General features: G+C 56.4%; 12 protein-coding genes and 2 pseudogenes. 5 read left to right on the top strand and 9 right to left on the bottom strand.

The genetic code is table 11. The features are described 5' to 3' along the window. Positions 1-28: 28 nt before the first annotated feature. The 3 genes and pseudogenes from ACI512_RS19020 (at position 29) to ACI512_RS19010 (ending at position 3,833) form a co-directional block, all read left to right on the top strand. Entirely contained in the window at positions 29-1,801 is a 1,773-nt protein-coding gene (locus tag ACI512_RS19020; RefSeq protein WP_231807834.1) for an acyl-CoA dehydrogenase C-terminal domain-containing protein, read from the top strand. Between the two features lie 127 nt (positions 1,802-1,928). After that, positions 1,929-2,170: pseudogene (locus ACI512_RS19015) on the top strand (SDR family oxidoreductase); the annotation flags it as partial. A 361-nt stretch (positions 2,171-2,531) separates the two neighbouring features. Next, positions 2,532-3,833, top strand: a complete 1,302-nt coding sequence (locus ACI512_RS19010; RefSeq protein WP_274090376.1) for a PAS domain-containing methyl-accepting chemotaxis protein — start codon at positions 2,532-2,534, stop codon at positions 3,831-3,833. 329 nt (positions 3,834-4,162) lie between these two features. Here ACI512_RS19010 and ACI512_RS19005 read toward each other — a convergent pair whose 3' ends face one another. The 5 genes and pseudogenes from ACI512_RS19005 to ACI512_RS18985 form a co-directional block, all read right to left on the bottom strand. After that, positions 4,163-4,411 (bottom strand): hypothetical protein, encoded by a 249-nt coding sequence (locus tag ACI512_RS19005; protein WP_337993715.1) that lies wholly within the window; start codon positions 4,409-4,411, stop codon positions 4,163-4,165. Beyond that, positions 4,406-4,648, bottom strand: a pseudogene (locus ACI512_RS19000) (integrase); the annotation flags it as partial. The pseudogene ACI512_RS19000 and the gene ACI512_RS19005, both read right to left, overlap by 6 nt. 864 nt (positions 4,649-5,512) lie before the next feature. Next, complete coding sequence (locus tag ACI512_RS18995) at positions 5,513-6,373, bottom strand: alpha/beta fold hydrolase (protein ID WP_254175841.1); 861 nt, start codon at positions 6,371-6,373, stop codon at positions 5,513-5,515. Between the two features lie 57 nt (positions 6,374-6,430). Further along, positions 6,431-7,690 carry an NADH:flavin oxidoreductase/NADH oxidase family protein gene (locus ACI512_RS18990; protein ID WP_274090378.1) on the bottom strand — a complete coding sequence of 420 codons (1,260 nt, stop codon included), beginning with the start codon at positions 7,688-7,690 and terminating at the stop codon, positions 6,431-6,433. Between the two features lie 208 nt (positions 7,691-7,898). Continuing rightward, entirely contained in the window at positions 7,899-8,558 is a 660-nt protein-coding gene (locus ACI512_RS18985) for a winged helix-turn-helix transcriptional regulator (protein ID WP_231810220.1), read from the bottom strand. A 452-nt stretch (positions 8,559-9,010) separates the two neighbouring features. On the opposite strand from ACI512_RS18985, the gene ACI512_RS18980 reads away from it, so the two are divergent. Beyond that, on the top strand, positions 9,011-9,919 hold the full coding sequence (locus ACI512_RS18980) for an alpha/beta fold hydrolase (protein ID WP_231810222.1): 909 nt from the start codon (positions 9,011-9,013) through the stop codon (positions 9,917-9,919). Positions 9,920-9,993: 74 nt separating this feature from the next. Beyond that, positions 9,994-10,980 (top strand): MDR family oxidoreductase, encoded by a 987-nt coding sequence (locus ACI512_RS18975; protein WP_231810224.1) that lies wholly within the window; start codon positions 9,994-9,996, stop codon positions 10,978-10,980. 126 nt (positions 10,981-11,106) lie between these two features. On the opposite strand, the gene ACI512_RS18970 is transcribed toward ACI512_RS18975, so the two are convergent. From ACI512_RS18970 to ACI512_RS18955, 4 genes are all read right to left on the bottom strand, one after another. Next, a complete protein-coding gene (locus ACI512_RS18970; RefSeq protein ID WP_231810226.1) occupies positions 11,107-11,301 on the bottom strand; it encodes a hypothetical protein in 195 nt (64 codons plus the stop codon). A gap of 56 nt (positions 11,302-11,357) precedes the next feature. Further along, positions 11,358-12,356, bottom strand: a complete 999-nt coding sequence (locus ACI512_RS18965) for an NADP-dependent oxidoreductase (protein ID WP_231810228.1) — start codon at positions 12,354-12,356, stop codon at positions 11,358-11,360. A 106-nt stretch (positions 12,357-12,462) separates the two neighbouring features. Next, the gene (locus ACI512_RS18960; RefSeq protein WP_231810230.1) at positions 12,463-13,251 is read right to left on the bottom strand and encodes an SDR family oxidoreductase; all 789 of its coding nucleotides are present in this window, start codon (positions 13,249-13,251) and stop codon (positions 12,463-12,465) included. A 71-nt stretch (positions 13,252-13,322) separates the two neighbouring features. Next, entirely contained in the window at positions 13,323-14,423 is a 1,101-nt protein-coding gene (locus tag ACI512_RS18955) for an alkene reductase (RefSeq protein WP_231810232.1), read from the bottom strand. Positions 14,424-14,552 lie beyond the last annotated feature (129 nt).

Raw genomic sequence — 14,552 nt, 5'->3', positions numbered from 1 at the left:
ATTATGCAATAACCACGAGGTTCTTGCCATGAATCGCTTCCAGGCACCTATGCGTGATATCCAGTTCCTGCTGACTGAGGTATTTGATGGACCGAGTCACTGGGCGAGGCTTCCAGGATTGGCAGAGCATGTAGACGCTGATACTGCTATTGCGATCCTTGAGGAGGCTGCAAAGGTCATCAGTGGTCTGATCGCACCGCTCAATCGCAGTGGAGATGAGGAGGGTGCACAGTGGGCTGAGGGCAAGGTGACAACACCGTCCGGTTTTAAAGATGCCTACGCAACATACGCGGAGGGCGGGTGGGTCGGTCTTTCTGGCAATCCGGCCTATGGCGGTTTGGGTATGCCAAAAATGCTCGCTGTACAGATCGAAGAAATGCTCTACGGAGCGAACTCAAGCTTTGCGCTTTACTCGGTTCTCAGCAGTGGTGCCTGCTTATTGATTGATACACACGCAGATCAGGAGCTGAAGCAGCGTTATCTGCCGCCGATGTACGAAGGGCGCTGGGCGGGTTCTATGTGCCTTACCGAAGCCCATGCGGGAACCGATTTGGGCATGATTCGGACGCGGGCCGAACTTCAGGCCGATGGTAGTTATGCCATAAGCGGTAGCAAGATATTTATTACCGGTGGCGAGCAAGATCTGACCGAGAATATCGTTCATCTGGTGCTGGCCAAGCTTTCGGATGCGCCGGCAGGCCCTAAAGGTATTTCCCTATTTCTCGTGCCCAAAATGTTGGTGCAGGCAGACGGAAGACTAGGCCCCCATAACGCGGTGTCCTGCGGCTCTATCGAACACAAGATGGGCATTAAAGCTTCGTCCACCTGCGTGATGAATTTCGACGGTGCTATTGGTTGGCTGGTAGGCGAGCCGAACAAAGGACTTGCCGCGATGTTCACCATGATGAACTACGAGCGTCTGTCTATTGGTATCCAGGGACTAGGTTGCGCCGAGGCCTCTTATCAAAGTGCCGTGTCGTATGCCCGCGAGCGCCTGCAGAGTCGTGCGCCGGGAGGTCCCGACGCACGTGCCCATGGTGCTGATCCAATCATCAACCATCCAGATGTTCGTCGAATGCTCCTCACCATGAGGGCATTGACCGAGGGGGGCAGGGCCTTGGCCACTTATATCGGCGGGCAACTAGACGAAGCGAAGTACGGCACTGATTCTAGGAAGTGTGCTGTGGCACAGCGTCGAGTGGCTCTGCTAACCCCGCTGGCAAAGGCATTCTTCACGGACAATGGATTGGAAAGTTGTGTACTTGGTCAACAGGTGTTTGGTGGGCATGGCTATATCCGTGAGTGGGGTCAAGAACAGCTAGTTCGAGATGTACGTATTGCCCAGATTTATGAGGGCACTAATGGCATTCAAGCGCTAGACCTTCTAGGCCGGAAAATTCTTGCCGATGGAGGGGCTGCGATGGACGAGTTTCTTCTCGAAATTACCGATTTTGCGAATACCACAGAAAGCGAGTTTTGCGGCGCGTTGTTGGGGGCCGTGAGCATATTAGAAGAAGCAAATCGTTGGATCCGCACCGCGAGTAATAAGGATCCCCGTCAAGTAGGAGCTGCCTCGGTTGAGTACCTTCATCTCTTTGGATACGTCAGCTATGCCTATTTGTGGTCCAGAATGGCCGTTGCCGCGGTGGCTCAGCAGGATGTCGACTCGGTCTTCCATCAAAGCAAAATCAAAACCGCCCGTTTCTTTTTTCGTCGGTTACTTCCGCGAATTCATGGTTTGTTCGCTTGTATCAAAGGTGGATCATCTTCTTTATTTGAGCATGACGTTGAGCAGTTTTGAAAGTGTGAAAGGCAAGTTTGCAAGGGGTGAAAATCTTTGGAGTTAAATTGATTTAAGATTTGGGCAAAGGGCTTTTAGTCTCTAGGTAGTAAGGATGAATATGAACTTAGGGCGCGCCGCAAGGAGAGTCTATGGTGCTACCAAGTCCTTTGTGTTGTTTCTCTCGCAGAGGCTGAGCCTGGAACTCTCGCCCAAAGGTGTCTATGTCCAGGCCGTGCTCCTTGCCGGAACTCGCACGGAGATTTGGGGCATGCAGGTATCGACGTCAATACGCTGCCCGAGCTAATGGAAATGAGGGAAATGGTGGATGCAGCGTTGGTCGGCTTCGATCAGGGTGAGCTTGTGACCATCCCGCCTTTGCACAATGCCAGCTCGCTGGGACACACAAGATGTCATGCCGCACGATGAGCGCCAAGTGGGAAGGGCGCTGGACAAAGAGAGACTGACGGCCGAATTGCACAAGGGGTGTGCCCGTGAGCTAGAGGCGCAGCCCTGAAAGAGTTGTCGCAAGACAGCCCCAAGACCACTCAGTCCACGAAAGCTGGGTGGTTTTGGGTTACTAAATTGGTGATTTAAAGGTTATCGGAAAACCGGTCGACTGCATCTAATAGGTCGACCGCCTGCTTTGGCCGATTTCTGCCAGTCACTATGGGCCGGAATCGACCTGAGCAAGCGCTCACAGGCCGGACTGAACTGGCGTTGGCTGTATGCGAAGAACGGAGTGGCGGATATGTTTGATTGGAACAAGGCTGCGGTAAATGCACGAGTGCTTGAGCAACTGGTATCAGCTCTTGAGCGCCAGACACTGGACAATGGACTGCTGGCTAGTGAAAAACACCCACTGGCAAGCCGAGCCTCCAAAGCCCTGCTCGGATTGCATCGTCGCGAGCAAGACTTGGTCGCACAGCTGGCGCAAGCAATCGCCCAGGTAAATGATATGGGCCAGCGAATCGCCGGTTTCGAGGAAAACCAACAACGCGACAGCTCTAGATTGGAACAGCTCAACAATCTTGGCCAAGAGGGCTTGTGGGAGCTTGAGGTCCAGACACAGGAGCTGACCGATCCGAACAACATCTTCTGGTGCTCCTCACGTTTTCGCGACTTGCTTGGCCTGGGACAGGAGGTTGGCGTCGGCGACTGGTTCGCGCAGATCAAGACAGAGAGCCGACCAGAGGTCCTGGGCTGGCTAGCTACGTTACTGCGTCAGCAGGGTAGCGGGCGGCGCGAGTTTCGCCTGATTAGGGCCGATGGTAATGAGGCCTGGTTTTGCTGTGTGGCAAGTAGCGTGACTGATAAGTCTGGCAAGAAACCGCGGCTGGTGGGATTGTTGCGGGATATCCAGTTCGAGCGTGAGCGGGAAGAAGAGTTGTCTAAAACATTGACGCGTTTCGAGTTGTCTCGCGAACTGCTCAGCGATGGTGTGTGGGACATGGAAATAATCGCGGGTGATCCAATTAATCCGAACAACCGGCTGTGGTGGTCGCAGCAGTTCCGCACCTTGCTTGGCTTCGAGAGCGAAGGGGACTTTCCCGGCCGTCTCGACAGTTTTACCAACCAGATGCATCCGGATGAGCTTGCCGACAACGTTGAGCAGTTTCTCACCCACCTCAATGACCGCACGGGTCAGACACCTCTGGACAGGAAATATCGGCTGCGTATGAAAACCGGGGAGTACCGCTGGTTCCGGGCTCGGGCGGAAACCCGTCGGGCAGCCGATGGCAGCCCGCTACGGATCGTCGGCTCACTGGAAGATATTCATGTTCAGCATGAGCAGAAGAATTTGCCTGCAATTCAAGAGGCTCAGCGCCAGGACCTGGAAAGTAAACTGGCGGAATTGACAGATATCGTTTCGACTATTCGCAATATCGCCAACCAGACCAACCTGTTAGCGCTAAACGCCGCTATCGAGGCCGCCCGAGCAGGGGAGGCTGGGCGTGGTTTTGCAGTTGTCGCCGACGAGGTGCGTAAATTGGCCACTTTGACCAGTGTCGCCACCCAGAAGGCGGTATCACTTGTAAACCGGCGCGAGTGACTACATCTCCAAAGGCCCGTAACAAACTGAGTAAAAAAGCGCTGCCCACAGCTTTTCCGACGTTAGCAGACTTAACTCCATTGTGATTCTCTGCATCATTTTTTCCAGTGCGGCTTTGCTGACCGACTTAGTCAACTCCGCTGTTATAAGTGGGAGTCCTACGATTCTGTACTCTACGCTGCTGTTAAGTCGGAGGAAGATCACAACGGCCTTAGTATCGTCGGGGGGACGAAATGTTTCTGAGCGATTTAGCCAATCTGTTGCATCGACCAGCTGAATCCACACCCGGTTTTTGACCTTCGCCTGACGGTTGAACTGCCAGGACTCTCCTAGGCGATGAGCAAGCAGTGCGTGGTCAACAGATAGTAATAGCGCGTCAATTCAGCGTGCTGATTCACATGGTGATTGAGGATCCATGCGAGATGATTTTGCTGCCAAGTCCATGGTTTTTCGCGTTGCCAGGGGTTAGCTATTGCTGTTTGGATAGCCTTCGCCTGACGCAAGTGGCATCGGCGTGTGGTATGAGATCCAGTCAGGACGCGCGCCAGGAACAGCTCCATATCGAATGTCTTACTCATGCTCGGCCCGGCCTCCTGATCGAGGTGTCGGTCGAGTTGCTGGCAACTGTCACCGTTGATGGGCGCAGCATGCTAGGTGATTTGCTCATAGCGCACGCACGCATAGGCTGCGCGCAGTTCGTGGAAGACTTTGAGGTTGTATGTATGGAGAAAGTCTCGGGCGGGGCATAAGACGCGTTGCTGGAAATCGAGGTAGCTCTCGTTTAGTGTCAGCAGGTTGCGGCTGCCATACGGTATGTGTTGACGCTGACGCCGAATTGACCCACGTGCTGACGTAAGGCTGACCTACTTCCAAATCGGCACAAATTCAGCACAGCAAATGGTTCGCGAAGACAGACTAGGTCAGTGACATCTCGGTAATTGGAATAGACAATAGATTTGACAGGCCCCCGTCAAAACGGGTGTCTGTCAAACCAGGTATGGTTCTACATTCAATTTTTAGCGTATAGAAGGGTTCGAAGGTGATGATTTTGTGCTGGGCTGTAAGTATTCCGTTAATCCCTGAAACCACATGACCTCAACAAAATCACCCCGAATAACGAGATCCTCTTTATGCAACCCTGTCAGAAAAGCATCTTTACTATCTTTTGCAGACAGGATGGCGAAGCCTTTCGCGGCGTCTCTAAATGATAGGGTAAATTTTGGATTTTCAGCTACGCCAGCAGACGATTTCACCTTGCCATTTTTTATGGTGAAGTAACGACCATTTCCGCCATGCGTTTGAATTTGAAAAACTAGCTCCTTGCCTTTAACGTACTTTGCGCAGTCAGGACGTATTTTTACTGCTCTTTGTAATAATTTGGTTAAAACCCATAATAAAAAATTTAAACTTCAACATAGCAAGCTACCTTTTCTTTGATTTTACTCACGAAAATTTGATTCAAAGACAACTCCGCCCCTTCCTGATCGAAAGAAGCGCTCCAATATGACCTTTGAGCTATTCCACCGTTTTTTAAGATTTATCAATCTCGTGCCCGCTACAGTGAACAATCGACCAAGATAGGCTATCGGTCCATGACTTTAGCGAGCTATAACTTTTGCACTAGATAAACTCAACTCACGTACTCGGCTGGAGCTGGTGCCCCATATGAGGGAGCGGACTTATTTCGCACAGCATGACTCGTTGAGGAACTGAATGGCGTGTTTCAGGAAACGCTCAGGGCATTGGAATTGAGCACCGTGACCGGCATCTGGATACAGGAATAACTGGGCGTTCGGGATGTTCTGAGCCATGTACCAGGAATTGACCGTTGGAACCATAACGTCATTCATGCCGTTCAGAATGAACGTTGGCTGTTTGATCTCGCGCAGATGTTTGAAAGGATCGTTCGGGTCCAGCTTTGGCAAATAGTACATATTCGCTTCGATCTGGGCCTGTATCACCTGCACAGAGCTGGGGGGATCCTGATCGACACGCTGATGACGGCGCTCCCAGAACTCGCGGCCTGCCTGTCGCGCCGCTTCGGATCGACCGAAAAACAGAAACAGAAAATCGTCCACGGTGGGGATGGGCCGTGGTGCGGCCTCCAGCACGCCAGGGTCTGAGTCCGGGTTACCACCACGCGGCCCGGTACCCAGCAGCATCAGTTTGCGCACGAGGTCGGGATGGCGCCGTGTCAGGTCCTGGGCGATAAAACCGCCAAGCGAGAAACCCAGCACATCGACTGTTGATAGACCGAGTACGCGGATCACTGCGGCCGCGTCGTCGGCCATCAGCTCAATGCGGTTACGCGGTTTGCCGGAAGAGGAGGCAACGCCGCGACCGTTGTAGAGAATGACCTCGCGTCCCGCCGCCAGCCCATCCGTCATGATGGGGTCCCAATGATCCATGCCGCCACGGAAATGTTGGAAGAAGAACAGGGGCGGCTGGTCTGTCTTGTCATTGCCCCAGCGGCGATAGGCAAACGTGTCCCCATCGACGTCGACATAGAGGGTAGGGGCGGTTAGATGCGTATAGCTCATGTTGAAGTCCTCCAAGAGGTTGTCATGTTGTGCAGGCATCATCAGCGACGGCCGGGCTCATGCGCGCGCACGCCGCGTACGGAAGGTGCCCCAGCCACTTTTCAGCATCGATTTGGCAAACGCCCAAAGTCCGCTTTCATCGGGTTTTGGATTACCGCCACTGGCGATTCGCTTGAGCTGCAGCGTGTACCAGAGAATTTCCATGACCCCCATCTGATCAATCTGTTTGATGCCGGTGGTGATCGGTCGTACTCGCTGCGCGCTGTCCTGCCCTTGCAACAGGGCGGCCGGTGCTTCGGGATCAATCGCCAACAGCCGCGCCAGGCCGATGACGTCCAGTGCTCCGGAGCGCAGTGCAGCGTTCATTGCAGCGGCACTGCGGAAACCGCCTGTGACCATCAGTGGGACGTTGATCGAGGTGCGCACCTTCTCGGCAAACTCTAGAAAGTAAGCCTCACGCGCAACGGTGGACGCTTTTTTAGTGGCTTCGAGGCCGCCGCTCATGGCGGGTGCCTCATAGGTGCCGCCGGAAATCTCAATCAGATCGATGCCGGCTTCGGCGAGTGCATGGATCGTTGCCATGGACTCCTGTTCAGTGAAGCCGCCGTGTTGGAAGTCGGCTGAATTGAGCTTGATGCCGACCGGAAAATCGGTACCGACCTGGCGCCGGATTTCTCTATAGACGGCCAGCACGAAACGCCGGCGTTTTTCCGAGTTGCCACCCCACTCATCCGTGCGCCGATTGTGGTGGGGCGACAGGAACTGATTGATCAGATAACCGTGCGCCCCATGGATTTGCACGCCGCTGAAGCCGGCTTTCTTGCAGATGGCTGCGCTGCGTCCAAAGCGCTGAATGATGTCTTCGATCTCGGCCGTCGTGGCCTCGCGTGGCGTCTCGAAAAGAGAGGCCATGTCCTTGCGGAACGGCACGGCGGAGGGTGCCAGGTTGCTGCGGTTCAGGCCTTTGGTCGACTGCTTGCCCGGGTGATTGAGCTGCACCCAGATCGCTGCGCCTTGCCCGGTTGCGGCACGGGCCCATTGATGGAGCAGCGGCAAGTCTGTTTCATCCTCAATCACCACGTTGCCTGGCTCACCGAGTGCACGCCGGTCGATCATGACGTTGCCGGTGATGAGCAAGCCGATGCCTGACGCTGACCAGCGCCGGTACAGCTCGACCAGCTTCACTGTTGGGTGATTGTGGTAAGTGCCCAGCGTTTCGCTCATGGCCGCCTTGGCCAGGCGATTGCGCAAGGCACTGCCGTTCGGAAGGTATAGGGGTTGGTTCAGCAGGTTTTCTTCAGGTGAGGCGGCGGTCATGGTCAGTTCTCTACAAAGGGTTACACGGCGCATGAGTGCTTGACGGGCACGGGGCTACCACCGAATGACATCGGATGCAGGTAAATAGGCGGCAGACAGGTTCGGCTTGCGGCTAACGCGTCAGCGCTGTTGGACGCGCACGGCAACGCTGCGCGTTGAGCGCAGGCAGTCAGGTGGAGAGGGTGGTCAGGCTGGAGTGGCCCCGGCCTTAGGGCTTGTACTCGAGTACTTTGAATACTCGCGTAAACGCTGGGCGATCTCCGTGCAGCAGTTTTGCGTGTCCTTCGCGAAGCGCCTGGGTGGGCGTGATCTGGCGTAGAGCCAGTGCAATGAACGTGTCCATGTCGCACTGGATCTTGACGTCGGCAGGCTCCGTGCAGGGCCCGGACCTCGCCAACAGGCTGCCGTCGTTGACTTGAATATGGAAGACTTCTGCCCCCACCTGAAATTCGTACACCTCGTGCAAACCGATGCTCGCCTGCGAGTCGTTGGCAGCGGTCAGGCAAAGTGCGATGAGTTCCGCCCGCGCACTGGACGGATCGATGCGCTCGTCGACCGGCAGGCTCAGCCCCCAGAAACCCAGCGCAAGCACTGGCGTGCGCAGTCGCTCGCCGAGCGCTGTCAGTTCGTAAGCGTGCGTAGCCGCAGGCGTGCGTAGCGTGACGGGTTGAATAACGCCGTTCTCCACCAGCATGGCGAGACGCTTTGAGAGCCGGTTTGGACCCATCGAGGTCAGAATCGCGAGCAGGTCCTTGAACCGCTTGGGACCCAGCAGGAATTCGCGAATCAAAAGCAGCGTCCAGCGGTCTCCCAGCACATCCAGTGAGCGGGCGATTGGGCAGAGTTGGCCATAGGTTTTGTTGGTCATGACTTATTGTACATATTTCGCTCAGCCGATACGTAGCGTGATGCGTTAGATAGACCAGCGCCAGCCGCTCAGGAGCAGAAGCTTTTGCCGCCGATAGCGCCGCTGAGCGCGCAGCTCTCGATTGGAAAACGCGCGGCGTTTGAACACCTTCTGCTGTTAATCGCATCGCCGTTCTAATGTCGTGATCGCTGCTTGGGTGGGTCGAGTGTCGCGGTTGAATTGACTATACGTTTTGTATGTCTTAAATGCTATACGAAAAGTATAGTTATGTGGATTTTTGCGAAGGGCAGGGCTTCATGATGCCTATACAGGCGCTTTGTCCTACCTTGAGGCAGGTTGGGCAAAAGGGAAGGTGATCGTTAAGGTCAGATACTCCGTGCTCCAAGAAATCCGGGCCTGCAGCGCGCCATTCAAAAGGCCAGGTTTTGAACATGATCGTGTGAGGTGGGTTTATGTTTGAAGGGTTCAAACAGCATCAGATCAATGTAGGTGAAGTTGAAATTGCCTGTGTCGTTGCAGGTGAAGGCGAACCTGTACTAATGCTGCACGGCTTCCCGCAAACCATGGCCGTTTGGGCGCGCATTGCACCAGCGCTGGTTGCGCAAGGCCATCAGGTGGTTTGCGCGGATTTGCGCGGATATGGTGCGTCGAGCAAGCCCACGGCTCTGGCAAGCTTGGCGAACTATGGGTTCCGGGCAATGGCGTTGGACCAATTGGCGCTTATGCGTGCGCTCGGGCATGCCAGGTTCCACGTTGTCGGTCACGACCGTGGTGCGCGGGTCGCGCATCGCTTGGCGCTCGACCACCCCGATTCGGTGGCAAGCGTGGCGCTGATGGACATCGTGCCGACGATGGTGCTGCTGACCGATCTGCGCAAGGAAGTCGCACACAGCTACTGGCACTGGTTTTTCTTGTCCCAGCCTGCGCCTTTTCCCGAGCGAATGATCGAGGCTGATCCTGATTTTTTCTTTGAGAGTTGTCTTTTCGGATGGGGGGCGGCCGGGCCTGAGGACTTCAATGCTGAGCAATTGTTGGCGTACCGGGAATCATGGAGAGACCCGGCGACCATTGCGGGCTATTGCAACGACTACCGCGCTGCACTGGCGGTCGATTTTGCGGACGACTCGATTGGTCAAGGACGACGTATTGCGGTTCCCGCGCAGATTCTCTACGGCGCGTCAGGCGCAATGGCTCGACACTACGACATTCCTGCTACCTGGTCGGAGCGTTTTACGACCTTGGCCAGCGAGGCCATTCCAGGCGGTCATTTCTTTCCCGATTCTGCGCCGGACGAGGTCGCAAAGCGTCTGGATAGGTTTATTGCACAACATCCGTTACACGATATACAGCGCCAGGGGTGAGCGACCAACGTCTGTATTGATATTGGCCATCGCCCTGGTCTGCATCGCGACATCCTCTTGAACAGGAGAACACCATGACCTTCAACGCACTGCTAACCACCAAGACGGGCGAGCTGATCTCGACCAACCTAGTCACTCTCAACGATCAGGACCTCATGCCCGGTGACGTCACCGTGAGGGTCGAGTACTCCAACGTAAACTACAAAGATGCAATGGCGGTCAGTGGCCGGTCGCCGATCATCCGCCAGTTTCCCATGATTCCAGGCATTGATTTCGCGGGGATCGTCGAATCTTCGACCTATCCCGGCATCGTCGCTGGCGACCGTGTGTTGGCCAACGGTTGGGGATTAAGTCAGACCTGGCATGGTGGCTTCGCGCAAAAGGCGCGTGTCAGCGGTGACTGGCTGGTTAAAGTCCCACAAGTGTTTTCGACCAAAGAGGCCATGGCGATAGGCACTGCTGGTTATACCGCAATGCTGGCTGTGCTGGCGCTTGAACAGGGTGGTTTGACGCCTGAGAGCGGCGATATTCTGGTGACCGGTGCCAATGGCGGTGCGGGCTCTGTAGCAATCGCTTTGTTATCAAGCCTTGGCTACCGGGTGATTGCTTCAACAGGGCGCCTTGAGGAGTCTGACTATTTGCGCACGCTGGGTGCTGCCGAGATCATCGATCGTCGTACTCTTTCTGAACCGGGTGCGCCGATCGGCAAGGAGCGTTGGGCAGGCGTCGTCGACTCTGTAGGCAGCCACACTCTGGCTAACGCCCTGGCGCAGACTAGGTATCGTGGTGTCGTGACGGCCTTCGGTTTGGCTCAGGGCGCCGACCTGCCCGCGTCGGTGCTGCCTTTTATCCTGCGCAACGTGACGCTGGCTGGCATAGACTCAGTGCAGGCGCCGCAGTCGGTGCGCCTTCAGTCCTGGTCGCGCCTGGCTGCAGATCTGGATCTGGAAAAACTGGCAAGCACGACTACAGTGATCGGTTTGGCCGAAGTTCCTGCCATTGCCGATCGGGTGCTTGAGGGTAAAGTCCGGGGGCGTACTGTAGTCGATGTAAGCGCCTGACAGCGGTGTGCTTGGCGTTGCAGCGCCATAGCAGGAGTGCAGATTGGCGCTGCTGGCATGAGCGCCGACGTTATCTGCGAAGCCACCGTGGCATTGGCGTTGATACCCCGGTGCGACTTCGCAGTTTTACTGTTGCAGCATCAAGCCACGCCAGACTATTACAGGCTGAGTTGTGTTATTGGTTGACGACTGTGTAGATGTCGCTTCTTCAAGTTGTGACTCTTGAGCCTGATGTTCACTGATGTCTTCTGTATCCGGTGTTTCGGCTGCGATTGATTCAGTGTATTCGATGATGTTGCAGTTATCGTTATCCGGTTCCATCTTTTCAGCCTTCTGCGCGCTGCTGCCTTGTTCATGTTTCGGGTAGGAGGGAGCCTCTACGCGATCTGGATGACCACTTTGCCTTTCGAGCGACCCTGTTCTATGTAGCGCAGAGCCTCTGCCGTTGACTCAAGAGGGTAAGTGCGGTCAATGACTGGCCGCAAAACGCCGGACTCGACGAGCTGGGTGATTTTCTGTAGTTGCGCTCCATTTGCCCGCATCAACACGAACGCATAGCGGATGTCCAGCTTGCGTGCCTTACGTCGAATGCTGAGGCTCAACAGTTGCATGACTTGCCTGATTAGCCATGGCGCCCCTCGCTCTTGTGCCAACTGCGGGGTGGGTGGCCCTGAAATGGAAATTAGCTGACCGCCGGGCTTAAGTACCTTGAGCGACTTGGCTAAAATGTCCGCGCCCAAACTGTTTAGTACCACGTCGTAGTCGCGCAGGACGTCGTCGAAAACCTGCTGGTTGTAGTCGATGACTACATCCGCCCCAAGGGCTTTCACCCACGCCACATTCGCGCTGCTGGTAGTGGTGGCGACAAAGGCCCCGAGGTGTTTGGCGAGCTGGATGGCCACGGTGCCTACTCCCCCGGCGCCCGCGTGAATCAAGACTTTCTGGCCCTTCTTCAACTGTGCGGTTTCTACCAACACCTGCCAGGCGGTGAGGGCGACCAAGGGCAGGGATGCGGCTTCAGCCATGCTGATATTGGCTGGTTTCAAGGCGAGCGCGTTTTCGTTCACCGCAATCATTTCGGCGAACGTGCCGATCCGGTCTTCGGGCGGGCGTGCATACACTTCATCGCCCAGCTTGAAGCGTTTGACCGCCGAACCGATCCGGACCACAACCCCGGCCAGGTCATTGCCGAGTGTGAGTGGAAAAGAATACGGAAGCAGCAGTTTAAATTCGCCTGCCCGGATCTTTGAATCCAGCATGTTCACGCTGCTGGCATGCAGTTGAATCAGGACGTCATGGACGCCCATCGATGGCTCGGCAATTTCGCCGATATGCCCGGCGCTCTTGCCATAACGGTCAATTAAAAAAGCTTTCATCGTGTAATCCAGTAAGTGGGCGTGTTCCGGGAGGGCTGACGAGCGCGCGCCGGGTGCAGTGGCCGGTGGTTCTGCATCCGGCGTGCCGGTGTCGATTACAAAGTGATCACGAGTGGGCGAGGTAACGCGGTGCAACAGCCGACTGCTTGATCTGTGAGAGTAGGCCCTGACGCGCCGCTTGCAGGGCATCCCAGCGCTCGCCTTCCTGCAGCGGAGGAATGGTCACCGGCTCGCGGCGGTCGAAACCGACCAGGGCGGCATCCACCAGATCACCCACTTCCATGACTTCGCTCAAGGTATTGATGTCGATACCGGCGCGGCCCCAGATTTCCGTGCGGGTGGCGGCTGGCAGTACGGCTTGGACATAAACCCCTTTAGGCGTCAGCTCCAGGCTCATGCCTTGGGACAGGAATAGTACGAACGCTTTGGTCGCACCATAGACCGTCATGCCGAACTCTGGCGCCAGGCCCACCACCGAACCGATGTTGACGATCGCGCCTTCACCCGCTTTGGCCAGGCGTGGTGCGATGGCGCTGGCGAGCCGCACCAGCGCGGTGGTATTGAGGGCCACCACTTGCGCGGTGCTCTCGGTGCTCTGCTCGATGAAGGTGCCGGACTGTGTGGCGCCGGCATTGTTGATGAGAATGCCGATGTGAGCGTCATCCCGCAGGCGCGCTTCGACGGTCTGCAGGTCGCTGAGTTGAGTCAGGTCGGCCTGCAGCACATCAACGGCGACGCTGTGTTGGTCACGCAATGTTGCGGCGAGGGCTTCCAGGCGCGAGAGGTCGCGGGCGACCAGTACCAGATCATGCCCGCGTTGGGCGAAGCGCTCGGCGTAAACCGCGCCGATGCCAGTGGAAGCGCCAGTGATGAGAACGGTAGGGCGGGTAGTCATGATGTCAGCTCATTTTCAAGGACACGGAGTGTGGTTGATGCACGAATACAACAGGCTCGGTCAGCCAGTGCCTAGTGGGCGGCAGCGTTTGCTTCGGCCAGCGTCGGGTAGTCGGTGTAGCCCGCCGCACCGCCGCCATAGAGGGTGGTGGGGTCAAAGGCGGACAGCGGCGCACCGGCTTTGAGCCGCTCCACCAGATCCGGGTTGCCGATAAAAGGGCGGCCAAAGGCGATGAGGTCAGCCTTGTCCTGCACAAGGCGCGAGCTGGCCAGGTCCTGGTCATAGCCATTGTTGGCGATGTAGGTGTTCTGGAAGCGCTGGCGCAAGGCGTCGAAATCAAAGGGCGCCACGTCGCGTGGCCCACCGGTCGCGCCCTCGACGACGTGCAGGTAAACGATGTTGAGCGCGTTGAGTTGGTCGACGATGTAATCAAACTGAGCCTGCGGCTCACTGCTCGACACACCATTGGCGGGCGAGACCGGCGAAAGGCGAATGCCGGTGCGGTTCGCGCCAATCTCGGTGACTACTGCGGCCGTCACTTCCAGCAGCAGACGCGCTCGGTTTTCGATCGAGCCGCCGTAGGCATCGGTACGCTGATTGGCGCTGTCCTTGATGAACTGATCGAGCAAATAGCCGTTTGCACCGTGGATTTCCACGCCGTCGAAGCCGGCCGCGATGGCGTTTGCCGCCGCTTGGCGGAAGTCGCTGACGATGCCTGGTAGTTCGTCGAGTTCCAGCGCGCGTGGCTCGGACACGTCGGCAAAGCCATTATTGACGAAGGTCTTGGTCTGGGCACGGATGGCCGACGGCGCTACTGGCGCGGCACCGCCCGGTTGCAGGTCCACATGGGAAACCCGGCCAACGTGCCACAGCTGCACAAAAATCTTGCCGCCCTTGGCATGTACGGCGTCGGTCACCCGGCGCCAGCCGTCGATCTGCGCCTGGGTGTATAGACCGGGTGTGTCTTGGTAGCCCTGGGCCTGGGCTGAGATCTGGGTGGCCTCGGTGATCAGCAGCCCGGCTGAAGCGCGCTGGCTGTAGTAAGTGGCGGCGAACTCGCTGGGCACCAGTCCAGTGCCTGCGCGGTTGCGCGTCAGCGGCGCCAACACGATGCGGTTGGCGAGGGGCAGTGAGCCGAGGGTGTAAGCGGTAAACAGATTCTGATCGGTCATGTGATGTGTCTTCTTTGGCTATGGCTGAAGATGAATTTGGCGTGCCGTTATGATGGTGATCACAATCTAAGCTGTCAATAATTTTGATTTCGACCAACATCTATGTATTATGGACGCATGATTTTTGAG

This window comes from Pseudomonas petroselini (genome assembly GCF_045037875.1).
Taxonomy (GTDB): Bacteria; Pseudomonadota; Gammaproteobacteria; order Pseudomonadales; family Pseudomonadaceae; genus Aquipseudomonas; species Aquipseudomonas petroselini.
Note: the sequence above shows the minus strand (reverse complement) of the source record. Positions and strands in the feature narration are given on the sequence as shown.